Origin of the sequence: Pseudarthrobacter sp. DSP2-3-2b1, assembly GCF_049895945.1 — a bacterium.
Classification (GTDB): domain Bacteria; phylum Actinomycetota; class Actinomycetes; order Actinomycetales; family Micrococcaceae; genus Arthrobacter.
In genome coordinates this window covers 15,886-42,168 of sequence record NZ_JAFCTI010000011.1, presented here as the reverse complement: position 1 = coordinate 42,168, position 26,283 = coordinate 15,886, and the positions used below count along the sequence as shown (strand labels likewise).

Annotated in this window: 29 protein-coding genes; 7 read left to right on the top strand and 22 right to left on the bottom strand. The window is 66.3% G+C overall.

Features of this window, described 5'->3' with window-relative positions:
• Positions 1-31 precede the first annotated feature (31 nt).
• The 4 genes from ACP7AX_RS14030 (at position 32) to ACP7AX_RS14015 (ending at position 3,865) form a co-directional block, all read left to right on the top strand.
• On the top strand, positions 32-916 hold the full coding sequence (locus tag ACP7AX_RS14030) for an alpha/beta fold hydrolase (RefSeq protein ID WP_131684797.1): 885 nt from the start codon (positions 32-34) through the stop codon (positions 914-916).
• 20 nt (positions 917-936) lie between these two features.
• Entirely contained in the window at positions 937-1,800 is an 864-nt protein-coding gene (locus tag ACP7AX_RS14025; RefSeq protein ID WP_426227126.1) for an alpha/beta fold hydrolase, read from the top strand.
• 41 nt (positions 1,801-1,841) lie between these two features.
• Entirely contained in the window at positions 1,842-2,675 is an 834-nt protein-coding gene (locus ACP7AX_RS14020) for an alpha/beta fold hydrolase (RefSeq protein ID WP_426227124.1), read from the top strand.
• A 68-nt stretch (positions 2,676-2,743) separates the two neighbouring features.
• On the top strand, positions 2,744-3,865 hold the full coding sequence (locus tag ACP7AX_RS14015) for an alpha/beta hydrolase family protein (RefSeq protein WP_426227122.1): 1,122 nt from the start codon (positions 2,744-2,746) through the stop codon (positions 3,863-3,865).
• Here the strand turns inward: ACP7AX_RS14015 and ACP7AX_RS14010 are convergent.
• From ACP7AX_RS14010 to ACP7AX_RS14000, 3 genes are all read right to left on the bottom strand, one after another.
• Positions 3,862-5,349, bottom strand: coding sequence for an MDR family MFS transporter (locus ACP7AX_RS14010; protein WP_426227120.1), 1,488 nt, complete (start codon positions 5,347-5,349; stop codon positions 3,862-3,864). The genes ACP7AX_RS14015 and ACP7AX_RS14010 overlap by 4 nt on opposite strands.
• A 149-nt stretch (positions 5,350-5,498) precedes the next feature.
• Positions 5,499-6,065, bottom strand: coding sequence for a type 1 glutamine amidotransferase domain-containing protein (locus tag ACP7AX_RS14005; protein ID WP_426227118.1), 567 nt, complete (start codon positions 6,063-6,065; stop codon positions 5,499-5,501).
• A gap of 190 nt (positions 6,066-6,255) precedes the next feature.
• Entirely contained in the window at positions 6,256-6,876 is a 621-nt protein-coding gene (locus ACP7AX_RS14000; RefSeq protein ID WP_131684803.1) for a TetR family transcriptional regulator, read from the bottom strand.
• Positions 6,877-7,004: 128 nt separating this feature from the next.
• Here ACP7AX_RS14000 and ACP7AX_RS13995 point away from each other — a divergent pair, with 128 nt between their 5' ends.
• The gene (locus tag ACP7AX_RS13995) at positions 7,005-7,286 is read left to right on the top strand and encodes a hypothetical protein (protein WP_426227116.1); all 282 of its coding nucleotides are present in this window, start codon (positions 7,005-7,007) and stop codon (positions 7,284-7,286) included.
• Positions 7,287-7,326: 40 nt separating this feature from the next.
• Here ACP7AX_RS13995 and ACP7AX_RS13990 read toward each other — a convergent pair whose 3' ends face one another.
• The 18 genes from ACP7AX_RS13990 to dacB form a co-directional block, all read right to left on the bottom strand.
• On the bottom strand, positions 7,327-8,037 hold the full coding sequence (locus ACP7AX_RS13990; protein WP_131684805.1) for an ANTAR domain-containing protein: 711 nt from the start codon (positions 8,035-8,037) through the stop codon (positions 7,327-7,329).
• 9 nt (positions 8,038-8,046) lie between these two features.
• The gene (locus tag ACP7AX_RS13985) at positions 8,047-8,742 is read right to left on the bottom strand and encodes a GAF and ANTAR domain-containing protein (protein WP_426227113.1); all 696 of its coding nucleotides are present in this window, start codon (positions 8,740-8,742) and stop codon (positions 8,047-8,049) included.
• A 98-nt stretch (positions 8,743-8,840) separates the two neighbouring features.
• Positions 8,841-9,101 carry a hypothetical protein gene (locus ACP7AX_RS13980; RefSeq protein ID WP_426227111.1) on the bottom strand — a complete coding sequence of 87 codons (261 nt, stop codon included), beginning with the start codon at positions 9,099-9,101 and terminating at the stop codon, positions 8,841-8,843.
• A gap of 12 nt (positions 9,102-9,113) precedes the next feature.
• Positions 9,114-9,335, bottom strand: coding sequence for a hypothetical protein (locus tag ACP7AX_RS13975; protein ID WP_131684808.1), 222 nt, complete (start codon positions 9,333-9,335; stop codon positions 9,114-9,116).
• A 263-nt stretch (positions 9,336-9,598) separates the two neighbouring features.
• Positions 9,599-10,528 carry a pantoate--beta-alanine ligase gene (locus tag ACP7AX_RS13970; protein WP_131684809.1) on the bottom strand — a complete coding sequence of 310 codons (930 nt, stop codon included), beginning with the start codon at positions 10,526-10,528 and terminating at the stop codon, positions 9,599-9,601.
• 1 nt (position 10,529) lies between these two features.
• Positions 10,530-11,420, bottom strand: coding sequence for a Rossmann-like and DUF2520 domain-containing protein (locus tag ACP7AX_RS13965; protein WP_426227109.1), 891 nt, complete (start codon positions 11,418-11,420; stop codon positions 10,530-10,532).
• Complete coding sequence (locus ACP7AX_RS13960; protein WP_426227107.1) at positions 11,413-13,062, bottom strand: PH domain-containing protein; 1,650 nt, start codon at positions 13,060-13,062, stop codon at positions 11,413-11,415. Before ACP7AX_RS13960 ends, ACP7AX_RS13965 begins: the two co-directional genes overlap by 8 nt.
• Positions 13,059-13,571, bottom strand: coding sequence for a PH domain-containing protein (locus ACP7AX_RS13955; protein WP_426227105.1), 513 nt, complete (start codon positions 13,569-13,571; stop codon positions 13,059-13,061). The genes ACP7AX_RS13960 and ACP7AX_RS13955 overlap by 4 nt, the downstream gene beginning before the upstream one ends.
• Positions 13,552-14,088 (bottom strand): DUF3180 family protein, encoded by a 537-nt coding sequence (locus tag ACP7AX_RS13950; RefSeq protein WP_131684813.1) that lies wholly within the window; start codon positions 14,086-14,088, stop codon positions 13,552-13,554. Before ACP7AX_RS13950 ends, ACP7AX_RS13955 begins: the two co-directional genes overlap by 20 nt.
• Positions 14,089-14,091: 3 nt before the next feature.
• Entirely contained in the window at positions 14,092-14,628 is a 537-nt protein-coding gene (gene folK, locus ACP7AX_RS13945) for a 2-amino-4-hydroxy-6-hydroxymethyldihydropteridine diphosphokinase (RefSeq protein ID WP_131684814.1), read from the bottom strand.
• Positions 14,625-14,999: a dihydroneopterin aldolase gene (gene folB, locus ACP7AX_RS13940; RefSeq protein ID WP_131684815.1), complete on the bottom strand. Its 375-nt coding sequence runs from the start codon at positions 14,997-14,999 to the stop codon at positions 14,625-14,627. The genes folK and folB overlap by 4 nt, the downstream gene beginning before the upstream one ends.
• Positions 15,000-15,012: 13 nt before the next feature.
• On the bottom strand, positions 15,013-15,933 hold the full coding sequence (gene folP / locus ACP7AX_RS13935) for a dihydropteroate synthase (RefSeq protein ID WP_131684816.1): 921 nt from the start codon (positions 15,931-15,933) through the stop codon (positions 15,013-15,015).
• Positions 15,934-15,943: 10 nt separating this feature from the next.
• Positions 15,944-16,588, bottom strand: a complete 645-nt coding sequence (gene folE, locus ACP7AX_RS13930) for a GTP cyclohydrolase I FolE (protein WP_131684817.1) — start codon at positions 16,586-16,588, stop codon at positions 15,944-15,946.
• Positions 16,589-16,598: 10 nt separating this feature from the next.
• Positions 16,599-18,665 carry an ATP-dependent zinc metalloprotease FtsH gene (gene ftsH, locus ACP7AX_RS13925; protein WP_131684818.1) on the bottom strand — a complete coding sequence of 689 codons (2,067 nt, stop codon included), beginning with the start codon at positions 18,663-18,665 and terminating at the stop codon, positions 16,599-16,601.
• 185 nt (positions 18,666-18,850) lie between these two features.
• Positions 18,851-19,402, bottom strand: coding sequence for a hypoxanthine phosphoribosyltransferase (gene hpt, locus ACP7AX_RS13920; protein ID WP_131684819.1), 552 nt, complete (start codon positions 19,400-19,402; stop codon positions 18,851-18,853).
• Positions 19,403-19,456: 54 nt separating this feature from the next.
• Positions 19,457-20,536: a tRNA lysidine(34) synthetase TilS gene (gene tilS / locus ACP7AX_RS13915; RefSeq protein ID WP_426227313.1), complete on the bottom strand. Its 1,080-nt coding sequence runs from the start codon at positions 20,534-20,536 to the stop codon at positions 19,457-19,459.
• A 54-nt stretch (positions 20,537-20,590) separates the two neighbouring features.
• Positions 20,591-21,724, bottom strand: a complete 1,134-nt coding sequence (locus ACP7AX_RS13910; protein ID WP_426227311.1) for a zinc-dependent metalloprotease — start codon at positions 21,722-21,724, stop codon at positions 20,591-20,593.
• Between the two features lie 74 nt (positions 21,725-21,798).
• Positions 21,799-23,199 (bottom strand): D-alanyl-D-alanine carboxypeptidase/D-alanyl-D-alanine endopeptidase, encoded by a 1,401-nt coding sequence (dacB, locus tag ACP7AX_RS13905; protein WP_426227310.1) that lies wholly within the window; start codon positions 23,197-23,199, stop codon positions 21,799-21,801.
• 251 nt (positions 23,200-23,450) lie between these two features.
• Between dacB and ACP7AX_RS13900 the strand changes: the two genes are divergently transcribed.
• Complete coding sequence (locus ACP7AX_RS13900; RefSeq protein WP_131684822.1) at positions 23,451-23,939, top strand: inorganic diphosphatase; 489 nt, start codon at positions 23,451-23,453, stop codon at positions 23,937-23,939.
• A 160-nt stretch (positions 23,940-24,099) separates the two neighbouring features.
• Positions 24,100-25,512, top strand: coding sequence for a carboxylesterase family protein (locus ACP7AX_RS13895; RefSeq protein WP_426227099.1), 1,413 nt, complete (start codon positions 24,100-24,102; stop codon positions 25,510-25,512).
• Here ACP7AX_RS13895 and ACP7AX_RS13890 read toward each other — a convergent pair.
• Positions 25,443-26,282, bottom strand: a complete 840-nt coding sequence (locus tag ACP7AX_RS13890; protein WP_426227097.1) for an alpha/beta fold hydrolase — start codon at positions 26,280-26,282, stop codon at positions 25,443-25,445. The two genes, ACP7AX_RS13895 and ACP7AX_RS13890, sit on opposite strands and share 70 nt — an antisense overlap.
• Position 26,283 lies beyond the last annotated feature (1 nt).

Below are 26,283 nucleotides of genomic sequence, written 5' to 3'. Positions count from 1 at the left end.
CCGGGGGCGGTCCCGGGCATAGACTCGGGCTGTGGAGAAATGGACAGTGGAGACGGACGACGGCGGGCACCTCGACGTGCATTCCTTCCGCACCCCTGTGGAACTGGACCCGACGACGGCGGGGCCTCCCGGCGTCGTACTCATCCACGGCACCCTGGTCACCGACGCCCTCTACCGGCCGTTCGCCCGGAAGCTTAGCGTCCTGCTCGGCAGGCCCGTGCACTGCTATAACAGGCGGGGGCGGGACGGGTCATCGCCCCAGCCCGATGACTACTCGGTGAAGACCGAGATCAGCGACCTCGCTGCGGTCCTGCGTGAGACGGGGTCCACTGACGTGGTGGCGCACAGCTACGGCGGGTTCGTGGCATTGCAGGCAGCGCGGACCCTGCCGATCAACCGGCTGGTGACCTATGACGCCGCCGTATCGCTTTCCGGAAACCTGAGCCACCGCTGGCGCCCCGAGCTCGAGGACGCGGTGACCGCGGGCCAACTCAACCATGCGTGGGCGCACCTGGTCCAGGGCCTGGCCACTGCCGGTCCCCTGTCCTACCTGCCGCTCGGCGCCCTGCGGATGTTGAGCATCCTCTCCGCCCGGACCAACCTCGGGTCCGAGATGCGCCAACTGCTGCCCACCGCCGTGAAGGAAATGCGTGCCGTGCTCGACGCCGACGCCGAACTGGACGATTTCACGTCCCTCACCACGCCCATCCTGATGCTGAGCGGCGGCTGGAGCCCCGCGTACTTCGCCGAGACCGGCCGGCAGCTGGCAGCCGCTGTTCCCGCCATCTCGTTCCAGGTGGTCCCGGGCCAGCTGCACGAGGGACCGATCCGGCCCGGCAAGGGGCTGGCGGTCAGGATTGCCCGGTTCATCAACGGCAGCGACGGCCAGCTCCGGCCACTGGGCAGGCGCAGGTAGCAGCACGCTCCCACCCTAGGATGGGGAGCGTGAAAGAACAGGAAGTGCCCACGCACGACGGCGGCAGGCTGGCGTTATACAGCTACGGCACCGAAGATGCGCCGGGCGAGCGCCGGGTGGTGGTCATCGGCGGCGCGTTCCTCACGGCCTTGATCTACCGTCCGTTCTCGGTGGCGCTGGCCAAGGGCCTGGGCGAGGGCTGGGCCGTGGACGTTTACGACAGGCGCGGGCGGGGCAACTCCACCGAACAGCCCTCCGATTACTCCATGGCCACCGAAATCGCTGACGTCCGCACAGTCATGGACGCCACCGGCGCCCGCAACCTCCTGGGCCACAGCCTGGGCGGCTCGGTGGCACTGAACGCGGTGCAGGAGTTCGCCGGCACCGCCCACGAACCGGACAAGCTGGCGGTCTACGACGCCGCGGTCAACATTGACGGCAGTTTGGACACCGCCTGGCTGGACGATTTTGAGGCAGCGGTCAACGCCGGCAATGTGGGCCATGCCCTGGCCAGGTTGAAGAAGGGCATGCAGCCGGCCACCACGCTCTCCAAGATCCCCGAGCCCGTCCTCGCCGGACTGATGGCCCTGCTGTCCCGCACCAAGGTCAACAGGATGTTCCGCGAACTGATGCCTACCGGCGTCGGCGAACTGCGGGCCGCGTATGACGAAGCCGATCATGTCCGTGACTTCGGCGTCCTGCCCGCCAACACGCACTTCATGGTGGGCGGCAAGAGCCCGAGCTATTACAAGGTCACCGCCCAGCGCCTGCACGCCTCCGTACCGGGCAGCACCTACGAACTCTCGCCCAAGGGCTTCCACGGTTCCATCCCGGCAGCGGTGAACGAGCTGGTCACGGACATCGCGGAGTACTTCAAGGGCTGAGCCTGCTGTCAGCACTCGGGTACCTCCGATAGGCTCGGTTCATGACGCGTGAGAACATCAGAACCCCCGACGGCGGCACACTGGAGCTCTTCTCCACGGGTGCGGAACTCGCTTCGGCCGGTTCCGGCGTGGTGGTGGTGCCGGCTTCCATGGTGACCGCGGCCGATTACACCAAGTTCGCACAGAAGCTCAGCGCAGCCCTGGGCCGGCCGGTGCACACGTTCAACCGCCGTGGCCGCGGATCCTCGTCACCGCAGCCCGAGGACTACACCCTGGACACTGATATCCGGGACCTGGACGCCGTTATGAAGCACACATCAAGCACCGACGTCTTCGGGCACAGCTTCGGCGGCGCCGTGGCCCTGCACGCGGCCCGGACCCTCCCGGTGGAGCGGCTCGCCGTCTATGACCCGGCAGTGTCCGTGAACCACAGCGTCAAGGCTGACTGGACCTCCGAGTACGAGAAAGCCACCACAGCCGGGGACGACGGCAGGGCGCTCGCCGTGCTGAACAAGGGCCTGGAAACCGGCGGCGCGTTCTCCCGGATGCCGTTGTCCATGCTCACCATCGCGAACAAGCTCACGGCCGCCACCCATGTGGGCAAGCAGCAGCGTGAACTGATGAACACCGGCGTCCGCGAGATCAAGGCGATCATCGCCGCGGACATGCCGGCGGAGCCGTTCCTTGCACTGCCCCTGGAAACCCTGATCGTGGTGGGCGAGAAAAGTCCGGCCTACTTCGGCGTGGCATGCGGCCAGATCCACGATGTCCTCTCCGGCTCCAGCTACACCATCCTGCCGGGCGCCGGCCACGACGGCGTGCTCCGCGCACCGGAGAAGCTCATCACCGAACTCAGCGAGTTCTTCGCCGGCTGACCTTTGGGCCCCTTCACGCCCGCCGCTCAGGCCCACGGCCTTCAAGCCCCGGCGCTAAGGTGGCTTGTGTGAGAAAGCGCTCCCTCCTCGGTGCGGCCTCAGCACTCGCTGCGGCGTCCCTTGCGGGCGCGCTTTGCCTGCAGACGGCCAGGAGTCTGGTTACGCCCGTGGTACAGCGCCCTGAGCGCACCAGGATTCTGGCCGTCGACGGCGGCAATGTCACCCTCCATGCTGACCAGGACACCTCGGCTCCCGGCGTCTACAGCCTGTACTGGGGTAACCGCACCGGGCATGCCCGCATCGGCCAGGTCATATCCAGCGACACAAAGGCCCGCACGGTCACCCGCCGCGTTGAAGAAATCTACAGCGGCCAGCTCAAGGGGAACACCGCGGGCTACTGGGCCGGCTACGTCTACCCGGACCCTGAAGCGGCCGGCCTGCCCTTTAAGGACGTGCTGCTGCCGGGCCCGGCTCCTGCGTGGCTCATCCCTGGGTCCGCCCGGCGTCCCTGGGTCATCCACGTCCACGGGCTCGGCGGGCGGCGGGCCACCGGCGTCCGCACAGCACCGTTCTTCCACCGGCTCGGCTACCCGCAACTGCTCATCTCATTCCGCGGGGACCCCGACGCTCCCCCGACGCCGGACGGCAAACACCACCTCGGCCTCAGCGAGCTGGCGGACGTGGAAGCAGCCTTGGACTTCGCGGCTTCGCACGGGGCCGGCTCGATCATCATCTCGGGCTGGTCGATGGGGGCAACCATGGCCTTGGCCGCAGCCCACACCTCCAGCCACCGGGCGCTGATCGCCGGCCTGGTGCTGACGGCGCCGGTGCTGGACTGGCACCGGACGCTCTCCTCGCACACGGCGGCGCGGCGCCTACCGGCCGCCCTTGCCACCGGAGTGTTGCGGATCCTTGGCGGGCCGCTGCACCGCCTGGCGGGACTGGCCCAGCCGCTGGACCTTCGGACCCTGGATTTCTCCGCTTTGGCGCCGCCCGTACCGGCAGTCATCCTCCACAGCGTTGGCGATGCCAGCACGCCGATCCGCATCAGCGAGGACTACGCCGCCCGTTTCCCTGACCTGGTGAGTCTGGTCCGGTTCCCGGCCTGCCGGCACACGCAGGAATGGAACATCAGCCCCGCTCTCTGGGAAAACGCAGTGGAAGGCTGGCTGCCTGACGGCCGTAGCTAGTGGGCCGGCCCGTGGCCCGGGCCTGTGCCCTCGGTCTTGCGCATCATCGCTGAAAGCACGACGGCGGCGAGGGCTACGAAGGTTGCCGTCAGGAACGCGGTGCTCATCCCAGCCACAAGGCCAGACGTGGCGGATACCACGGCGAAGATGGACACCAGCAGGGCTGTGCCGGCCGCGCCGGCGACCTGCTGCGTGGTGCTCATGATGGCTGAGCCGTGCGAGTACAGATGCGGCGGCAACGGGTTCAGGCCCGTGGTGAATGCCGGGGTGAACAGCAGCGCAAGGCCGAAACTCAGCCCCACGTGGAGGGTGACAATCCACCACACTGCAGTGCCGGCGTCGAGCATTGAGAACTGCCACAAGGAGAGCACCAGCAGCACCGATCCGGTCACGGTGAGCGGCAGGGGGCCGATCCTGTCGAAGAGGCGCCCGATCACCGGACCCAGCAGGCCCATGGCCAGGCCACCCGGGAGCAGCACCAGGCCGGTCTCAAGGGAACCCAGGCCGCGGATTTCCTGGAGGTAGAGCGGAAGCAGAATAACGCCGCCGAAGAGCGCCATCATGGCCACCACCATCAGCAGCACGGAAACGGTGAACATGCGGAATTTGAAGGCGCGGAGGTCCAGCAGGGGCGCTTCGGCTTTCTGCAGCCGGACCTGGCGCAGCACAAAGGCCGTCAGGCTGGCGACTCCGATGACCAGAGCGCCTATGGCAACGGTGCCCGGACCGGCCTGGCCGCCGTGGCCGCCGCCGATCTGGCTGAGACCGTACACCAGGCCACCGAAGGCCGGGACGGTGAGGAGGACCGAGAAGAAGTCGAGCTTGGTCTTCTCAGCTTTGCCGATGTTGGTCAGGTACTTTGCGCCGATGGCCAGGGCCGCCAGGGCAACGGGCAGGACGAAGACGAAGATGAACCGCCAGGTGAAGTGCTCCAAGATCAGGCCGGAGACGGTTGGCCCCATGGCAGGAGCTACGGAGATGGCGATGCTGACGTTGCCCATAACCGCACCGCGTTTGGCCAGCGGAACCAGCGTGAGGATGGTGGTCATCAGCAGGGGCAGCATGATTGCCGTGCCGCCGGCCTGGACAACGCGGGCCAGCAGCAGGATTTCGAAGCCCGGCGCGAGGGCTGCCAGGGCGGTGCCACCGGCGAACAGCCCCATAGCGAGCATAAACACCGCGCGGGTGGAGAGGCTCTGGAGGATGAAACCCGTGGTGGGGATGACCACGGCCATGGTGAGCATAAAGCCGGTGGAAAGCCACTGGACCGTGGGGGCATCCACGTTCAGGTCCACCATCAGCCGCTGCAGGGCAACGTTCATGATGGTTTCGTTGAGGATCACCACGAAGGTGGCCACGAGCAGGGTGGCGATAATCGTTACCGACTCGCGGGACATTTTCTCCGGCGCGGTGTGCTTCGGCGCTGCCGGCGGCGCAGACTGGCCGGGCTGACCGGCAGCGTTCGAAGAGACTTCTGTAGACATGGGTGTTCCCTCAGGGAGTTTGAAATGAAGTGGCGCGAGCTTGAGAATAAGTGGCGCGCGAGCATCGTCGCTGCAGATTCCAACACTCTACCCGGCGGAGGAATTCCTCCACCGGGGGTTTTTCTTAACCCTGAGGGAACGCTTCCGCCCTAGGCGGTCTGGCCGGCGTGCTGGCCTTCGGAGATTTCCTCCACCACTTTGCTGTTGAAGGCGGGAAGGTCCTTCGGGCTGCGGCTGGTCACCAGGCCCTGGTCCACCACCACCTCTTCGTCGGTCCAGTTGGCGCCTGCGTTCTTCAGGTCCGTCTGGAGCGTGTGGTACGAGGTCACTTTGCGGCCGCGGATCACGCCGGCGTCGATCAGGAGCCAGGGGCCGTGGCAGATGGCGGCCACTGGCTTGTGCTGCTCGAAGAAGCTGCGCGTGAATTTCTGGGCATCCTTGTCCACCCGCAGGTGATCGGCGTTCACTACCCCGCCGGGGATGACCAGCGCGTCGAATTCCGAAGCGTCAGCCTCCGCCGCTGTGAGGTCAACGTCGAAAGTATCGCCCTTTTCGGTGCCGTTGAAGCCCTGCAGCCGTCCTTTCGAGAGGGCAACCAGAGTGGGTTCGCCGCCGGCTTCCTTCACTGCTTCCCACGGGCTGGTGAGCTCAATCTGCTCCACGCCGTCGGTCAAAAGGAATGCGACCTTCTTGCCTGCGATGCTGTGTTCTGACACTTTTCCTCCTTCATTGAGGCGGACCGGGGTGGCTTCCAGCACACGCGGGGGCCGCTTCGAGAGTTGATTGCCTGACGCATCCAGCCTAGAAAAGCCATAAGTGATAAGCAAGCTGACTATATGGAATCACCGTAGGCAACAGCGGCCTGGGAGGTAGGCAACAGCAGCGGGAAACCCCCGCCGGGAGCGATCAGCTGCGGTGGTGCTCGATGAGCCAGCCGGCCATCTGCTGGGCGCGCTTGGCGGCTCCCGCATCACCTTCGGTGGCTGAGACGATGGAGCCTTTCATCAGGATGTGCCAGGACCGGGAGAAATCCTCGGTGCGCTGCAAGCCCGCCTCCTCGGCGAGGGCCTGCACATGGCCTCTGATCTTCGCCAGGTAATCAATGCTCGCTTGGCCCAGCGGATGGGCGGGACCCATTTCGAGCAGGACGTTGATAAAGGAACAGGCCTCGAAATCGTCCCGGAGGAACCAGTCACCAAAGACATCAAAAATGGCCAGCAGCTGTTCGGTGGGCGTAGTGCCCCGGAGCCGCGCCTGGCTGACAATAGCTTCGACGGTCCAAAGCTGGTCCCGCTGCTCAAGGAAGGCGAGGACGAGCGAATCCTTCGAGGGGAAGTGCCGGTAGAAGGTTGCCTTCGCCACCCCCGAACGCTCAATCAGTTCGTTGACGCCCACATCCCGCACGCCGCGGCGGGAGAACAGATCATAGGCCACTGCAAGGATCCGGCTCCGCGAATCGGCAGGACTCAGAGCCGCCGCTACCTGGACTTCGGCAGGGGAGGATGCGGGATCTGGGCCATGGATCATCGTGAGAACAAGTTTACTCCCAAGGGGAGACAGACCGGTCTTACTCGCTGTAATGTGTTTTTCAGCGCAGTGCTTCGACGCCGAGGGAAGCCATCAGGGATCCGCCGGCCTGGTGCAAGGAGGCCCCGATGTCAGCAGAGCGAGTGTTTGAATTTATACCCTGCGAAGAGACCGATCCCTGGATTGAAGGCGCCACAGCGTCCGCGGAAGTCCGGCAGTTCGCCAAGGAGTCACTGCGGTGGCAGGCCCAGGAAATCATCGATGAAGTCCTGGCCGGAACCGATCCCGGCGAGGAACTGGCCCGGGCACGCCTTCGCCGCTGTGTAGCCCAGAACCCAGGCAGGCCGGAACGTGCGCTCCTGCAGCAGCTGATGGTCAACCGCGATCCACAATCGGAAACGGCGCTTTAGCCCCTCTACACCCGGAATAGCCCCTCAACACCCGGAACCCCTACAACGTCAGGCTGCGGTCCACGATGCGCCCGGCCGTTGCGTGCAGGCTTTGGCTGTGAGCGCGGGCATGGCTTCGCAGCCGGTTGAACGCTTCGTCCATGTCCACCCCCGCCGTGTGGGCAATGACGCCCTTGGCCTGTTCGATCAGTACCCGCGTGTTCAATGCCCGCTGCAGCTGTTCGTTGACCAGGGCCGCTTCCCTGATGGTCCGTTCCTGCATAAGGCTGATTGTTGCAACGTCCGCGAGCGCTTGACCGATGGCGGCGTCCTCTGCCGTCAGGGCACCTTCCTCGGCCCCGAAGAGGCCCATGGCACCAATAGTCCTGCCGTGAACCCGCATGGGCACGGCGTGAACCGAGTGGAAGCCCTGCGAGAGGGCGGCGTCACGGAAGTCCTGCCAGACAGTGAGCCTGGCGACACTCTCCACGTCCACCGCTTTCCCCGTGAGGTAGCACTCAACGCAGGGGCCGGCCCCCGCCTGGAGCTGCAGGATTTCTACGAGCCGGCTTTCCTCGCTGGTGGATGCCACTACCTGCAGTTCACCACTGGAGTCAGCCAGGAGCAAGCCCGCGGCTGCTACATCCAGCAGCCCTACAGACTCCTCCACCAGCGTGTGCAGCAGGTCAACGACGTCGTAGTCGGCCACGAGCGTGTCCGTGATTTTCACGAACGCCACGCTGACGCGCTCGGCGCGCGTACTGATTCCCATGGCGCCATTTTACTGCAGTACGCGTCCGCCCGGCCCACCATTCCCGGGCTCAAAACTGAGCCGGCGCTCAAGCACAGCGGCCGCGGTCTCCTTCAGCGTGAGGTCATGGGCAAAGGCGTATGCCCGCAGCAATAGCAACGACTCGGCTGCTGTGGCACCGGACTGCGCCAGAACCATGCCGGTGGCCTGATGAATCTCGCGCCGCGACATCAACGCGGGCTCAAGGACCGGATCGGTCTCGGGCGAACTGAGGTTGAGGATCTTTCGCAGGAGATGAAAGGAGGTCTCGCCGGCGAGCACGGCCGCCGTCGCCTGATCGGATCGGCTCAGCTTTCCAGGTGAGGCCCGGTACAGCTCCACGACGCCAAGGTCCACCGCGCCAACTGTTAAAGGGAAAACAAAGAGCGCGGCCGCCCTTGTGCCGTGGATTGCCCGATAAAACATCGGCCACTCGTGACCAGCGGGCGATTGGGCGTCGGGGACCAACACGGGCAAGCGTGTCTGCAGCGCCCGCCAACGGGGCCCTTCTCCCAGGTTAAACTGCAGTTCATCCAGCCGGGCAGCCAGATCGTCGGTGGCAGAGACCAAAGTTTCAGCAGCCGAACCGCCGAACAGGGAAACGGCGGCGCCTGTCACGGGCAGCTTCGCCAAATAGGGTGCACACACGTCAACCTCACCCGCGAACATGCCGGGTGCACTTTCCATGGTGAGCCTCTGATCCCTGAATCATCCCGCTGTGAGAGGACCCGGCTGCAGGCAGAACCGGAACGGCGGTGTCGTCACTTCAAGGATACCTACTGGAGTCAGCGAGTCCCGTGGTTCACCAGCTCCGAGGTCTCCATGAGGTGGGCCAGTAACGCCTGCTCGGGCGAACCCGGGTGGGCAGCCAGGCATTTGCGCAGACGCCACTTGACCTCCGCCAGCCCTGGCGATACGTCGTCGAGGATGGAGTCGATGATCTCGCGGGCCTGCAACCCAAGGGGTGTGACTGGCTGCTCATCAACGCCTGGTTCGTCCATTACTCCATCGGGGACGGTGTGGAACGTGCTGTCCAGATAGACCATCACTGCCTCCGCCTAAGGATCGTGCCGTTCGCGGGTCTCTCCGAAGGGCACGGTCTCACTGACAGCCACCGTGTAAGTGTCATGGGCATGGCGGGTCACGAGGATCCCGCACAGTCCGCTCATGGCTGCGTGCTGGCGGGCCAGGTCAACGGCTGAATTAAGGTAGTCGTCCAAAACGGCCGCGTCATGGACCTTGACGAGGTAGGACAGTCCGTCCTCTACTGTGCGGATCATGGGATTCGCTCCTGGGTATGCCTGGCCGGGAGGGCCAGAGGGACAAAAAGAAATGGAGGCGGGCGCGTGGCCCGCCATGCATGCGGCTGCGTTGGAAAGGCTGAGGCCGGGCAGCACAAAAGCCGAAGGAAATTCAGGGTGAGGTACCGGGTGCCCGTGGTAAGAGTGTTCCTCCTGGAGTACGCCAAATAGGGCGATGCCAGGGTCCGGGGCAACGCTTTCAGCATACCGGATACGCCGGACGCCGAAAAGGACCCTGGGCGTTAAGAGCTGAGCGGCACGTTGTCTATCAGACGGACCGGGCCCACCCTGGCCGCGATGATCGCCAGCCCCTCACCACGGAACGGAACCTTCCGGCAGTTTTCGGCCAGCGGCTCCAGCGTGCGCGGATCCACCACGTCAAAGTAGTCCAGCTCAACCAGCGGCTGGGATGCAACCATCGCCCGCACCGAATCGGGATCCAACGGCTCGTGCGCCTCGGCCCGCTCCTCCACGAGCCGCAACGCCCGCGAGAGGACCAGTGCGGCTTCGCGCTGTTCCTCCGAGAGGAAGCGGTTGCGGCTGGACAGTGCCAGTCCGTCCCCGGAACGAACCGTGGGCACCGCGACAATGTCCACGGGGAAGTTCAGGTCTGCCACCATCCGCCGCACGAGCGCCAGCTGTTGCGCGTCCTTCTGGCCGAAGTAGGCCCGGTAGGACGGCAGTCCCCCGCCGCCGCCCGAGACGAACGCCCCCGACGGCGGCAGGCCGGCCCCCGGAGTGCCATAGTGCAGCAGTTTGGCAACCACCGTGAGGGCGCCGTCGAAATGCCCTGGCCGGGAGGCGCCTTCCCACTTCTCCCCCAGTGCCCCCGCCGTCACACGCACCTGGGGCTCGCCGCCGGGATAGACCTCGTCCACAGACGGCGCGAACACCAGGTCCACACCCTGCTCCTCCAGCAGGGCCACGTCAGCATCAAGGGTCCGTGGGTACCTGTCCAGATCCACGGCATCGCCGAACTGCAGCGGGTTCACGAAAATGGACGCCACCACCACGTCATTCTGTTCGACGGCGGTCCGGGCAAGCGTGGCGTGCCCTTCGTGCAGCGCGCCCATGGTGGGCACCAGGCCCTGTGACCGGCCTTGTTTGTGCGAGAGAAGCCGGGCGCTGGCATCCCGGAGCTCCGCCGCCGTCGTCACGAGTTGGATGGCCATCTCAGTTTCCTTCTTCCAGCGCAGCCCGGATGGCACCGAGCTGTTCAGTCTTGAGCAGCCCGCGGCTCTCCGCGCGCAGGGCGGTTGCCCGTGCCATGGCGAGATATGCCTCCAGCACATCGCCGTGGGCGCCGGCGTCGTACTCGAGCAGCGCCTGGGCGTGAGCCTCCACGGTACCCACATCGCCGCGGGCCACCGGTCCGGTCAGTGCCGATTCACCTGAGGCGAGGGCGTTCTCCAATGTGGCGCGCAGCAGCGGTCCGAGCATCCGTTCGGGCGCTTCAACGCCCACATCCCGCAGCAGCTGGGAGGCTTGCGCAACAAGGGTCACCAGATGGTTGGAGCCGTGTGCCAGGGCGGCGTGATACAGCGTCCGGTCCCCTTCGGCGATGGCCACCGGCTCGGCACCCATCTCCACCACCAGCGCCTGGGCAATGGGCAGCATCGCGGCATCCGCAGTGACACCGAAAGTGCAGTCAAGCAGGCGGGCGAGGTCCAGGCTCATGCCCGTGAAAGTCATCGCCGGGTGCAAAGCCAGCGGGATGGACCCCGCCGCCCGGACCGGACGCAGGACCCCCACGCCGAACCTGCCCGAGGTGTGTGCCACGATCTGTCCCGGCTGCCAGGCCCCCAGTTTGGCCAAGCCGTCCACCAGCCCGGCCAGGGCGTCGTCCGGGACGGCCAGGAGCACCAGTTGGGAACGCTCCACGATGTCCGGGATCTCCAGGACCGGCACTCCCGGCAGCAACGCCTCCGCGCGTTCGCGGCTGGCGTCAGACACAGCGGAAACCCCGACGACGGCGTGCTCGGCAGCGCGCAAAGCTGCACCGAGGACGGCGCCTACTTTGCCGGCACCAATGATTCCGACGCCAAGGCGTCCGGGCTTAGCCACGTTGCGGGCCTTCCTGTTGCGGTGTCAGGGGCGGGGTGTCCCTGGTCTCAGCTGCGGGGGCGGGCTCAACCGGTTCAGGCTCAGTCGCCTTAACAGCGGGTGCCGCAGGGGGTTCCGCTGCCTCAACAGCGGGCGACGCCGGCGGTTCCGCTGACTCAGCCAGCGGCGCCGCGGTGGGGAAGGGCTCCACCACCTGCGCGAGCCAATGTTCGGTGGTCTGACGCTTGCGGGCAAGCCGGGCCCGGGCCGCCTGCGCATCAAAAAGGGCGCGTGCCTCGTCCACGTCGGCCTGGATCAGCCGCGGCGAGACCGGCCCTGCCGTGGTGTGCAGGACAAGGTCCGCGAGGCCGAAACGGCGCGCGAGCGGACCCTGGTGCAAGGCCAGGGACTGGGTCCGCTGGTGCGGCACCACCACCAGCTGCCGCCACCACCGGCCTGAGCGGATCAGGAGGGCGGTTGCCGTGGCCGTGAATCCGTTTCGGCGCCATCCCAACGGCGCGAGCACCCTGCCGCGGCGCGGTGTGGTGATAAAGCCGGCGTCGGAATCCAACCCGTTGAGCCCGGCTGCGAAGATCCGTCCAGGTTCGGCAGTGCCCGGGTCCGGCAGCACCAGCGAGAGCATGCTCATCACGTCAGGCAGTTTGCCCACCGGCAGCAGTGTGGTGCGCGATGACACTTCCCCGTTGCTGCCCAGTGCGCCATACCCGGCCACATTGACCTGGATCCGGTACCAGCCGAAGATCCGCCACAGTGGCGGCTGCAACACTCTCAATGCCTGGATCCTGCCTGGCGGCAGGGTCTGCGCCTGGGTGTCCAGGAGCCCGTACCGCAGCCGGATCCCGTCCGGCGAAATGGCGGCGGTGAAGTTGTAGCCCTTGTTGAAGGAGCCCCAGTAACTCGCGGCCAGGCCCAGTGCCGCGGGAATCAGGTAGAAGTAAAAGCTTTGGTTCTCCGTCACGGCGGACAGGATCACCGAGGCCACGCCGCCCAGCACCACGAAAAAACTTTGTTCACTCAGGAGCAGTGAACCCACAAGGCGCGACGGCGGCACTGACAGTACGGGATGTTCCGGCGCCTCGGGCGCGGGTGCCTGCGGGCGTTCAGGGTCCAGGACAACCCCGGCCGCGCGCGCCAGGATGTCGGCCCGGAGCTGCCGGGCGTCATCCATGCGCAGGAACGCCAGGCGCACAGCGGATTCGCCGGCGTCCGCGACCTCAAACTTGAGTTCAGCCAGCCCGAAGATCCTGGCCAGGAGCGGCTGGACGATGTCGATGGCCTGGACGCGGTCCAGCCGTGCCTGCCGCTGCTGGCGGAAGAGGAATCCCGAGTTGACCCGGACGTAGCCGCCGGACACCTGGTACTTGGTGAAGTACCACTCCAGGATGAAACCCGCCACGGTGGCAAGCAGCACCACACCACCGGCGGCCACAAGCCAGGGCGCCCTGCCCGCGAAGCCCTCCTCCACGAGGGGCCTGCCCTGCAGCAGCCGTTCGAAGGTGTCCCGCCCGAAGAAGAACCCGATGGCGGCAATCGCCAGCCAGCCACGCACAAAAGGCGATGCCGGGTGGACCCGCAGCCACTCGGCGTCGGGCGTTTTCGGAAGAACCGCAGGCGCGCCGGGCTCCGGAACGTCTGCGGTCACAGTCCTGCCAGCCTGGCTTCGCCCCGGGCGGCGAGCTGCTCGCGCAGGCGGGCGCCCTCCGCAGCGGGAAGCCCGGGGATCAGAGCGTTGGTCCCGGGCGCGGCAGTGTGCAGTTTAAGGGTGCAGAGCCCCAGCCCGCGCTCCACGGGGCCCACCGCTATATCGACGTACTGCATCCGCCCGTACGGGACCGCCATGGTCCGCTGGAAGAAGATGCCGCCGCGGATCAGCAGGTCGTCATCCCGCTCCGCGTAGCCGATGGCGCGCACCTGGCGCGGAATAAGCGCAAGCCGCCACAAGGCCAGGACGAGCGTCACGGCCGGCACCGTGACGGCCAGCCACAGCGGCGGCCACTCCCACCAGCCCAACAGGACAAATACCAGAGGCAGGGACAGGACCAGCACTGCGGCCAGGTTGCCGATAGCCCACTGGACCAGCCGCACGGTGATGTACTTCGGCGAAACGCGCTGCCAGGTGATGCCCACGGGATCAATCGCCTCGGTACGCATATTCGCCTTCCCCTGCGACTTCGCCCCGCGGGCTCCGTTTGCCCTCGCCCGGCGTTTCGGTGTCTTCCGGCGGGATCTTGCAGAACCGCTCCACCAGCAGGCCCACAACGATCATCACCAAACCCCCGCCGGCCATGGCAACAGCCACCCAGGTGATGCTTTGGTCGCTGCGGAGATTCCAGATCCGCAGTTGGTCCAGGAAGATCCCCACATGCCAGCCGAGCAGGACGGTACCCGCGTAGGCGCATGCCTGTGCCAGGACCAGGGTCCGGGCTGCGAGGATCGGATTGAGTACGGTCTTTTTCTTGGTGGCGTCCCGGTTGCTGTTGCGCCACCTGAGGATCCTGATACCGAGAATCAGCGTGATGGCGACGATCACGCCCATGGAAGCCAGCGCGGTGGCCGGAAGGACCGGGGTGGCGAGGCTGTACCGGCTGGTCACCACGGTGGCGGACCAGCCTGCGACGGCCATGACCAGGCCGATCAGCATCAGGCGGAGTGGATTTATGGGCTTCATGGCCTACTCCACCGCCCCGGCGGTAGGGACGCCGTCATAGTCGCCGAAACCGTCAAACGGAGTGAGATCGCCGAAATCGGCGGCGCGGGCAGCCAGGACGCTGATCCGTTCGCCGTCCAACGTGGCGCCCGGCTCAATCAAGGACCAGGGGTACAGCACGAAGGCGCGCTTTGCCGCCAGGGGATGCGGCAGGGTCAGCACCGGATCGTCGCTGGTGACACCGCCGTAAGTGATGATGTCGACGTCGAGCGTCCGCGGTCCCCAGCGCACTTCCCTGACGCGGTGGTGCTTGTTCTCCACCGCCTGGCAGTGTTGCAGCAGCCCGGCGGGGTCAAGGGTTGTCTCCACGGTGATGACCATGTTCAGGAAGTCAGGCTGGCCCGCCGGGCCGCCCACCGCTTTGGTTTGGACCACCGGGGAAACGGCGAGCAGCCGCACCTCAGGCGGGTCCACGAGATCGGCAACAGCTTCGGACAGGGTGTCGTTCCGTTCGCCCAGGTTGCTGCCGAGGGCCAGGACGGCCTTGGTATAGCCGGTCATGGCTGCAGCCCGCCTATCCGGGCACGGTGCACGCTGACGGCCACATCACCGAAGGGCACCTCAATGGGCGCCTGCGGCTTGTGGACCGTGATGTCCACCGCCTGGATGTCGAAGTCGTTGAGCAGCGAATCGGCGATCCGGACCGCGAGGGCCTCGATCAGGTTCAGCGGCTCCCCGGTGATCCACTCCTTGATCCGGTCTGCCACCTCACCGTAGTGCGCGGTGTCCCGGACGTCGTCGGATTCCGCGGCTTTGGCGAAGTCCAGATGAAGTACGGCGTCCACCACAAAGGGCTGTCCGTCGCGGCGTTCAAAATCAAACACGCCGTGATAGCCGACAGCGGTGACGCCGCTCAGCGTAATCCTGTCCATGGGTCCCCCGGCCCTAGTGGTTGGTGTGTGCAGCAGCCAAGCGTGAGGCGACCTTGACGGCGTCAAGGCTGGGTCCGACGTCGTGCACGCGGACTGCCCAGGCGCCACGGAAGGCACTGATGGCAGTGATCGCAGCGGTGGCGGCGTCGCGTTCCTCCGGAGCGGCGGATTTGCCGGCCACCGTCAGGAGGGTGCCGAGGAAGCGCTTGCGGGAGGCGGCCACCAGGACTTTGTGCCCCAGGCCCTCCAGCTGATCAAGGTTCTGCAGGAGTTCCCAGTTCTGGGCGTCGTTCTTGGCGAAACCCAGGCCCGGATCAATGATGATCTGTTCCGGGATGACGCCGGCTGCGTAGAGCTTATCCCGCACTCCGGCGAGCTCCGCCACCACTTCACCGGCGACGTCCTGATAGTCCGCCAGCGAGTTCATGGTGCGGGCGTCGCCGCGGCGGTGGGTGAGAACGTAGGGGGCTTTGGATGAAGCGACGAGATCCGCCATCTCAGGCTCAATGGTGAGTCCGGAGACGTCGTTGATGATGGCCGCACCGGCCTGCAGGGCGGCGGCGGCGGTGGATGCGTGGGTGGTATCGATACTGACCAGCGCACCGGCTTTAACGAGGGCCTGGATCACCGGGAGCACGCGGCGCTGTTCTTCCTCCGGGCCCACATCTTCGGCGCCGGGCCGCGTCGATTCACCACCGACGTCGATGATGTCCGCCCCGGCGTAGAACATCCGCAGGCCGGCCGCGATGGCGGTGTCCGCTGTGGGGTGCTTTCCGCCGTCACTGAAGGAGTCCGGAGTGACGTTGAGGATGCCCATGACCAGGGTGCGGTCCGTGGGCAGGTCTGCGAACTTCGCGGCCGGGCGCGGTTTGCGCAGGACGGGCAGCGGCGATGTTGCCGGCCCGGTTCCCGGGGCTGCTGCGAGTGAGTCCATGGTCTGATTGTTACCTTCCGAGGATGAGGCTCATGGCTTCGGCACGGGTGGCCGGGTCATGGAGCTGCCCGCGGACCGCACTGGTGACGGTCTTTGCTCCGGGCTTGCGGACACCGCGCATGGACATGCACATGTGTTCGCATTCAACAACGACGATCGCGCCACGGGGTTTGAGGTGGGTGACCATTGCTTCGACGATTTCCGTGGTGAGGCGCTCCTGCACCTGCGGGCGGCGGGCATAGATGTCCACCAGCCGGGCCAGCTTGCTCAGCCCGGTCACTTTTCCGTCGTGCGAGGGGATGTAGCCCACGTGGGCCACACCGTGGAACGGCACCAGGTGGTGCTCGCACGTGGAGTAGAAGGGAATGTCCTTGACCAGGACCAGTTCCTCGTGGTCCAGATCGAACGTGGTGGAAAGGACGTCGGCGGGATCATGGTGCAGCCCTGCGAACACCTCGGCGTAGGCCTTGGCTACCCGCTTGGGGGTGTCCTGGAGCCCGCCCCGGTCCGGATTTTCACCGATGGCCAGCAGGATCTCGCGGACGGCGGCTTCGATCCGGGGCCGGTCCACTTTTTCGTGCTTTTTATGGTGGGATCCACCGTCCGCGGAGTGCACGGCGGAGTCGTGGGCGTCGTCGTCGTCGAAGTGATTCACAGGAGAAAGCTTAGCCGCGCAGGGCGTCAGGCCCCGAGTCGGGAATGCCGCCCTGGAAGGGAGCATCCTCCGGCACACCTTGCGGGTGCGGCGGCTGGGCGTCCAGCGGCTCGTCGAGACGGGCCTGCTTGGCCTCCTCCTGGGCTTCCCGTTCGGCCTTTTCCAGGCGGGACTCCACCGGCCCGGCCTGCTGCACCGGACGGGACTCCTTGGACAGCCATACTTCGCGGAAGTCGCGCTTGCGGATGTCCCGGAAGATATCGGCGATTTCGGCCTGGTTGAGCGTTTCCCGTTCCAGGAGTTCCAGGGCCAGCTGGTCCAGGACATCGCGGTTTTCGATCAGGATGGCGTACGCCTCGTCGTGAGCCTGGTCGATCAGGCGGCGGACTTCCTCATCCACCACGTAGGCGATCTGGTCTGAGTAGTTGCGCTCGTGCCCGGCGTCGCGGCCCAGGAACGGCTCGCCACCGCCCTGGCCGAGGCGGACAGCACCCACCCGTTCGCTCATGCCGTACTCGGTGACCATCTTGCGGGCCGTTCCGGTGGCCTTCTCAATGTCGTTGGACGCACCGGTGGAGGGGTCGTGGAAGACAATTTCCTCAGCAACCCGGCCGCCCATGGCGTAGGCCATCTGGTCCAGCAGTTCGTTGCGGGTGATCGAGTATTTATCGTTCTCCGGGACCACCATGGTGTAGCCCAGGGCACGGCCGCGGGGAAGGATGGTGATCTTGGTGACCGGGGCCGAGTTCCGCAGGGCTGCCGCCACCAGGGCGTGTCCGCCCTCGTGGTACGCGGTGATCTTGCGCTCGTGTTCCTTCATGACCCGGCTGCGCTTCTGCGGGCCGGCCATGACGCGGTCAATCGCCTCGTCCAGGGCACGGTCGTCAATGAGGTTGGCGTTGGAGCGCGCCGTCAGCAGCGCGGCTTCGTTAAGCACGTTGGCGAGATCGGCACCCGTGTAGCCGGGGGTCTTCTTGGCAACGGCCTTGAGGTCAACACCCTGGGCCATCGGCTTGCCTTTGGCGTGCACCTGGAGGATCTGGTCGCGGCCGATCAGGTCCGGCGCTTCCACGGAGATCTGGCGGTCAAAGCGGCCCGGACGCAGCAGTGCCGGGTCCAGGACGTCCGGACGGTTGGTTGCCGCGATCAGGATGACGTTGGTCTTGACGTCGAAGCCGTCCATTTCAACCAGCAGCTGGTTGAGGGTCTGCTCGCGTTCGTCGTTGCCGCCGCCAATGCCGGCGCCGCGGTGGCGGCCGACGGCGTCGATCTCGTCAACGAAGATGATGGCCGGCGAGTTGGCCTTGGCCTGCTCGAACAGATCGCGGACACGGGAGGCGCCCACACCCACGAACATTTCCACGAAGTCCGAACCGGAGATGGAGAAGAAGGGAACTCCTGCTTCGCCGGCGACGGCGCGGGCCAGGAGGGTCTTGCCGGTTCCGGGAGGGCCGTAGAGCAGCACGCCCTTGGGGATCTTGGCGCCGACGGCCTGGAATTTCGCCGGTTCCTGCAGGAATTCCTTGATCTCCTGCAGTTCCTCCACGGCTTCATCGGCACCGGCGACGTCCACAAAAGTCACCTGCGGCATGTCCTTGTTGACCATCTTGGCTTTGGACTTGCCGAACTGCATGATCTTGGAACCGCCGCCCTGCATGCGGGTCATCAGGAACCAGAACAGCGCGCCAAGAAGGATCACGGGGATCAGGAGCGAAAGCAGGCCTGAGAACCAGTTGCTCTCGATCGGCTGGTCCGTGTAGCCGTTGGAGGGATTGGCGGCGGTGACGGCCCTGACGACGTCGGCGGCACGGGCGTCAACGAAGAAGAACTGGACGCTCTTGCCCTTGTCCTGCCCGTCGATGGTGAGGTTGTCCTTCAGGACCAGGTCAACGCGGTTTTCGCCGTCGAAGATCTTTGCCTGCTCAACCTTGCCGCTGTCGGCGAGGAGCTCCAGCCCGTTGTCAGTGTCGATCCGTGCGGCACCGCCGGGAGCCAGCGTTGCAAAGGCCACAAGGAGCATGGCGATCACAACAACGATCCAGATGCCCGGGCCCTTGAAGAAACTCTTAGCTTTCATCTGTTCGGGGGCTGGCCCCGTCCCTCCTGGTAGTGCTGCACGGCGAGTGGTCTGCGCGCGTGATGGTGCTGCGTCAGCTTCTAGCTATACACCGTCCGGTGTAATTCACGCATGGAGACGCCCAAAAGTTCCCTCTGGGCGTAGCGGGACCGGGAGCGCAGCCGTGGCCGGCGGAACGGGCGGGCTTACTCGTAAACGTGCGGGGCGAGCGTGCCCACAAAGTCCAGGTTGCGGTACTTTTCGGCGTAATCCAGGCCGTAGCCCACCACGAATTCGTTGGGGATGTCGTAACCGACGTACTTGACGTCGATCTTGACCTTGGTTGCGGCAGGCTTGCGGAAGGCGGTGCAGATCTCCACGGACGCGGTGCCGCGGGATTCCAGGTTGGTCTTCAGCCAGGACAGCGTCAGGCCGGAGTCAATGATGTCCTCGACGATCAGGACATCCTTGCCCATCAGGTCGGTGTCCAGGTCCTTGAGGATGCGGACAACCCCTGAGGACTGGGTGCCGGAGCCGTAGGAGGAGACTGCCATCCAGTCCATGGAGACATGGCTGTGGAGCGCGCGGGCGAGGTCTGCCATGACCATCACTGCACCCTTGAGGACGCCCACGATCAGGAGATCGCGGCCTTCGTAGTCCTTGTCGATCTGGGCAGCGAGTTCACCGATCCGCTGTTGGATCTGTTCCTTGGTGTAGAGAACGTGCTTGAGATCTGCCTGGACGTCGTTTGAATCCACCAATGGCTCCTGTGTAGATGCGGAATGCGGGATGCGACTAATTCTTGGGCGGTTTTAAGGCCGGAATACTAGCTTCCCACAGCGGGCACCTTCGCGGGGAACGGGATTGCCGGCCTCCGGCCGGCCGGCAGCGGGGGCAACAGTGTCCACGCTGCCGGGTTCCGCCAGCTGCGCCAGTGAGAGCCGGTACACACTCACGCCGCCGGGAAGCTCCACCGGACCTGCCGAACCCTGCCGCCGCAGCAGCGCTTCCGCGGCCAGGAGCCGCTGGTAGCCGGGCTGCTGGCCTCCGACGGCGGCGGCGGCCTTGGCGATCACCCGGAACCTGATGGCCGGGGAAAGATTGCCCAACGCTTCTTCCGGGAGGCGCAGTTCCTGCCCGGACCGCTCCACCAGCGCTGCGAACGTGCTGTTTGCCACGTCCTCCAGGTAATCGGCGTCCAATTGCAGGATGGATGCCGTCCGGGCAAGGGACTCAGCGACGCCGGGGCCGAGCTTTTCCTCCAGCAGCGGCAGGACCTCCACGCGGGTCCGCGAACGGGCAAATGCGGGGTCCGCGTTGCTGGGATCGTGCCAGGGTTCGAGTTCCTCCGCGGCGCAGATTGCCAGGGTGTCAGCACGCCGGAGGGCCAGGAACGGCCGCAGCAGCATGCCGCGGGCGGGCCTCATCCCGGCCAGGGAGCGGGTGCCGGACCCACGTGCGAGGCCGAGCAGGACCTGTTCGGCTTGGTCGTCCAGGGTGTGGCCGAGGAGGATCGCGGCGGCGCCTTGGGCCTGGGCTTCCGCTTCGAGCGCCGCATGGCGTGCGTCCCGGGCGGCGGCTTCCGGGCCCATGCCGGTGGGCGCCACCACTACGGTCCGGACCTCCACCGGCGCGAGCCCCAGTTCCTTCAGGGCAAGGGCGGTCCGCGCGGCCACCTCGGCTGAGCCGGGCTGGAGCTGGTGGTCCACCACCACCGCCCCTACCGTTACCGGGCGGCCGTCCACGTGGCCACGCCTGGCGAAGTACGCCGCCACGGAGGCCAGCGCCAGCGAGTCCGGTCCCCCGCTGCACGCCACCAGTACGTGAGGGGGGTAGCCTGCGCCGGCCAGTGCGTTCTGGAGGGCCTTGCGCGCAGTGCCGACGACCGGCACCAGCCTGCCGGGCCGTCGTCGTCCGCTGTGAAAACCGGTTGTGGGGTCAGGCAATTACAGGCCCATCCGGTTCAGCCATAGCTTGGCGTCGTGGATCTCGGGTTCGGTGGGAAGGTGGTCAGCGGACTCCCAGACCCGGTTGAAGCCTTCCATGCCTGCCACGTCCACCACGGCGCGGACAAACCTGGCGCCGTCGGAGTACTGCCGCATTTTGGCGTCCAGCCCCAGCAGGTTGCGGATGAATTTCTCCATCACACCGCGGTCCTTGCCGCGGTCCGTGAAGCGCTGCCGGATGGTCTTGACGGACGGGACAATGCTGGTGTCCACCGCGTCCATCACCACGTTGGCGTGGCCTTCCAGCAGGCTCATGACCGCCGTCAGGTGGGAGATGGCGGCCTTTTCCTCGGGGTTCTGCAGCAGGTCCAGGATGGCGCCCCGGCCGGGGGTATCGCCCGTGACGCTGCGGTCCTTGAGGGAGCGGGCCGCGGCGGAGGCACGTTCCATGAGGGTGTCCACGTTGCCCAGCAGGTGTCCGCTAAGGTCATCGATCTGCTCGAGCATGTGGTGGCGGAGCCAGGGTGCGGCCGCGAACTGCACGCGGTGCGTCTGCTCGTGCAGGCAGACCCAGAGGCGGAAATCCTCCGGGGTGACGTTGAGTTCACGTTCCACCGAGACGATGTTTGGTGCCACCAGGAGCAGCCTGCCGGCCGCCGGCGCTTTTGAGCCTTCCGCGAGCGCTGCGAAGGGATCGTACTGGCCCAGGACCTTGCTGGACAGGAACGCCAGGACCGCGCCGAGCTGGCTGCCCGTGATGGCTCCGCTGACGCTGGCGGCGGCGGGGCTGAGGGTGCCGCGGCGGCTGGCAAGCATCTTTTCCATGGCGGGCTTGAGCATTACGGCGAAGCTCTGCGTATTGGCTTTGGCCCAGTTGGCCCGGTCCACCACCAGGACCGAGGAGTCCCGGAGATCCTTCGCCGCGTCGAGGCCGGTGATCTCGTGGACGTGCGGGACCGAGGCGTCCGCGAGCTTGCGCAGGCTGTCCACGGCTTCGTTGATTTCCCCGGTGTTCAGGGTTGGGCCCGCCGAAACAAGCCGGGCCGCAGTTGATGCCGCGAGGTCCCAGTTGATCAGGGCCTGGGCGGGACTGGATGTTGCCGGTGCTGACGAATCACTTGCAGTGGACTCCATGCTTCCCATCAGATCACAGCAAGGGGCGGTTCGCCCTTAAGTTCGCTGACCGGCGAACGCGTACGCCCCGATCCCTAGCGGCAGCCGCAGGCGGCGAGCGCCGTGGCCGCGCGGTCCAGGGCTTCCCGGTTTCCGGCAGCTCCCGGCGTCAGCCCGTTGCCGATGAAGGAGAAGACCAGCAGCCGGCCGTCGGCGTCCACTACATAGCCGCTCAGTGCGATCACCGAGTTCAGCGTTCCGGTCTTGGCCCGCACCAGGCCGGCACCGCGGACCGTGGCATCATTCCCGTAGCGGGCGTCCAGGGTGCCGGTCAGGCCGGCCACCGGGAAACCGTCCAGCGCCGCGCGCAGCCTGGTGTCCGCACCGGTGGTGATGGCCCGGACCACCTCGGCGAAATGCCGGGCGGAGACCTGGTTGCCCAGCGCCAGCCCGGACACATCGGCGAGGCTCAGGCCATTCGTGGGGATACCCATGTCCGCCAGTTGCGTACGGACTGCGGCCGTGGCGCCTTCATTGCTGCCCGGCCCGCCCGAAGCCGCCGAGGCCATCCTGCCCAGCACCTCCGCCAGGTAGTTGTCCGAGTCCTGCAGCATCAGGTCCACCTGCTCGCTCACAGTGGCGGACTGGACTTCTGCCAGGACCACCGGTTCCGCGCTTTCAGCCGCTTCCCCGGTTCCGGAGGGTGGGTAACGCCCGACGCCGGCGGCCACCGTGAGTCCGGCAGCGGAACCCGCCGCCTTGAGCTGCGCGGCGAACGCCTCCCCGGCCGTGATTGCAGAATCCTGCGGGCGGGGCCCGGTGGTGACGGCAGGATCGAAACGTGCAGAGTTCAACGCGAGGGGGAACAACGGCGCCATCTCTCCTGCCGCGACGTCGCCCTGCGCCCAGGCCGGATTCAGGTTTGGGCCGCTGAACAAGGAATCGTCTACCAGCACCTTCAGTTCGCCGGCTGCTCCCTGGTCTTTCAGCGCGGCCACCGTGGCCGCGGCCAGGGAAGCAAGCCCGGCATGGCCCATGACCTGGTCCGGCGCTGATTCGCCGGCTCCCAGGAGGACGTCGCCGCCACCGGCCAGGATCACCTGGTCCGTGCTGGGGCCTGCCAGGGCCTTGGTGCTGAACCGGTGCCCGGGCCCGATGGCCCGCAGGGCGGCCACGGCGGTGAGCAGCTTGATGTTGGAGGCTGGAATCCGGTTCTCCGACCCACCACGGTCATACAGGACCTGGCCGGTCAGCGCGTCCTGGACCATCCCTGTGAAGGTACCGCCGCCGTCGGGCTTTAAGTGGGAGTCCAGTTGCGCAGTCACCGCGGCCGGCAGCGGGACCGGCGCCGATTCCTGCAGCTGCTCCAGGCCTTGGCCGGCAGAAAGGGTTGTGGGGGCCTGCTGCCAGGCTGGTATCCGGGGCGCGGTGACCGGAGGCGGGCCGACGAAGGCAGGGGCAATCAGCCAGCCCGCAGGCAGGGCCACCATCACCATCAAGGCCAGCAGCAGAACAGTGGGCCACGCCTGAAATACGCGGTGCAGCACACGCCGGAACGGGTCCTTGCTCCCGCCGGGGGCCGCTGGTTGGTTCATGCTGGTGCCGGTCCTCAAGTCCTGAAATATCCCCGCCAGTTCCTGAAACCTGGGCCTCTCGCTATATCCTCAATAATAGTCGGCGGCACCGACACTCCTTTTGCGGTTCGTCTTCTGTGCCGCGAACCCCTGCAATTGCCGAGGAGCATTCCATGAAGCATGACGTGACAATCGAGATCCCCAAGGGATCACGCGTCAAGTACGAAGTTGACCACGAGACCGGCCGCGTCCGCCTGGACCGCGTCCTCTTCACCTCCATGCAGTACCCCACGCACTACGGTTTCTTCGAAAACACTCTGGGCGAAGACGGCGACCCGCTGGATGCACTGGTGCTCCTGCAGGACTTCGATCTGCACCCCGGCGTCATCGTCGAATCCCGCCCCATCGGCGTTTTCAACATGACCGACGACGGCGGCGGAGATGCCAAGGTCCTGTGCGTTCCTGTTGACGCCCGCTTCGACCACATCCAGGAAATCAGCGACGTCAGCGACTTCCTGATCAAGGAAATCGAGCACTTCTTCACCCGTTACAAGGACCTTGAGCCAGGCAAGTGGGTCAAGGCTGAGGGCTGGGGCGACCGCGCCGCCGCCGAAGCCGAACTCGAAGCCTCCATCAAGCGCTACGTGCCGGTAGCGCACTAGCTCCTGTTCAAAACACCAGCCAGTCCGACGGCGGGTGCCCGGTTCGCAAGAGCCGGCACCCGCCGTCGGGGTTTAAGTCGTGGTTTAGGCAGTCGAGATTTAGGCAGCACTCGCTGGAGCTGAAAGCGGTGCACCAGAAAAACTGTGGAATCGTTGCCCTGTGAGTTTCGAACCTTTGTTTAGTCCTCCGTGCGGTCCGGTCACCGGCTGGCGGGACGGTGAGGTGCTGCGCGCCACCGGGATCCCCTATGCCACGGCGGGCCGCTTCCAGCCTCCCGTCCCCGTGCCGGACCGGACCTCCGGCCTCGCCGCCACAACGCTGGCGCCGGCCTGCCCGCAGGGTCCGGTTCCGTTTTTGGATGACATCCTGGGCACGCGGTACGGCGAACTCCCCGGAAGCGAGGACTGCCAGCGCCTCTCGATCACCCTGCCGGCCGGTCTTGCCGAAAACGAACGCGTGCCGGTGATGGTGTGGCTGCACGGCGGCTCGTACACCTCAGGCTCCGGTGACCTGGCAATCTTCGACCCGAAGGCCCTTGTGGCCGAGAACCGCGTCATTGTGGTGTCCGTGACCTACCGCCTGGGCCTGTTCGGCTATCTGGCGACAGGCACCGGTCGGCCCGCGAACCTCGGCCTCCTCGACCAACTGGAGGCGTTCCGTTGGGTGCAGCGCAACATCGGCGCCTTCGGTGGCGATCCGGAGCGCGTCACTGCGTTCGGGCAGTCCGCGGGCGGCGATTCAGTAGCTCACCTCATGGCGACTCCGGAAGCGCCCTCCCTGTTCCAACGGGCCATCATCCAAAGTGCGCCGCTGGGCATCACCCGGGGCCGGCACAAGATGAGCACCGCCATGGGCATCGCGGCGGAAGCTGTCACCGAGGACACTCCGATGCTGGAGGTGGTGGAGATCGAAGGCCACGTCTCGCAGGTGGCCAGGAAGTACGGGCTGATGGCCGCCATGCCGTTCGGCACCCAGTACGGGCACGCCCCGCTGCCACCCGAAGACGAAATTGAAGCCGCCTGGAACAGGACTGCGCCGGCCATCGAGGTGCTGATCGGCCACACTTCCGATGAGGCCAGGCTGTTCCTGCCCCGGAACCCGGTGGTGGGGCGGCTGGCCAAGGTTCCGCTGCTGGGCGGGGCCGCCGTGAAGGCCATCAACTGGGCTATCACGGAAGCGGTCTACGGCAGGTCGGCCCGACGGTTTGCCCGACGCCACACCCGCGCTGGCGGCAAGGCGTACAGCTACGTGCTCTCGTGGGGCGCCCCGGGGAACTTCTACCGGGCAGCCCACACCGTTGATCTGCCGCTGCTCTTTGGCAACCGGAAAACCTGGGAAGCGGCAGGCCTGCTTGCCGGCGCCTCCTGGGACGAAACCAACGCCGTGGGCCGCGAGGTCCGCCGGCTCTGGGCCTCGTTTGCCCGCGGGGACGGCCTGGGTGAAACGGGTGGAATCCCCGGCGCGTTGAAATACACCTCAGAACCCCGGCCGGCCGCGCCGGGTCAGCGTCCCCGGGTGGGGGCAACCGTGCTGCGGATGGCCTCCACCAGGATGTCCTGGCGCTGGAAGTAGGCATTATGGCCGGCGTCCTCCACAACCAGGAGGCGGGCACCGGGCACAGTGGCGGCAACGTGCTCAGCTCCCCGGCGGATGCGCGGCCTCTCCCCGTCCCCAATCAGCACCACCAGCGGGCTGGTGATGGATTCCAGTCCCCGCTGGAACCATTCGACGTCCCGCGGGTCAGCGCTGAGGAACTCCCCTTGGCTTTCTTCAAGGCTGCGCGGGTGGCGGGCTGCTTCAATGGCGGTGGCAGTTGACCGCACCCTGACGTAGCGGGCAAAGTCCTTGGGGTTTTCCGCGATCCAGCGCTCCGTGAACGAGTTTCCTACGCCCAGCCAGATACGTTCGTCGTCATCCAGCGAACTGAACACCTCGAACTTTTCCGGCAGGCCCGGCTGACCGGGAGGTGGAACAACCAGTGGCCAGCCCATCCCGCACACTACAAGGGCAGGGGCGCCGCCGGGGTGGCGGACGGCCCACCGAAGCGCGGTCATACCGCCCATGGATTGGCCCACGATGACGGGATTCTCCAGGCCCAGGGAGTCGATGAATTGCTCAAGCTCTGCAACCCGGTCAACCAGCGGTCCCTGCCGCGGGGAATTCGAGGACCAGCCGTGGTCGTAGGTGTCGTAGGCCAGCACCCGGAAGTCCCGCTCGAGGTCCCGGATTATCGGCTCCCAGCAAGCCGCCGTCGATGCGTGGCCGTGCAGCAGCACCACCGGTTGGCCGCGGCCTGAGTCCGTGTAGTGAATATCGTTGCCGATCACATCAAGCCATGGCATG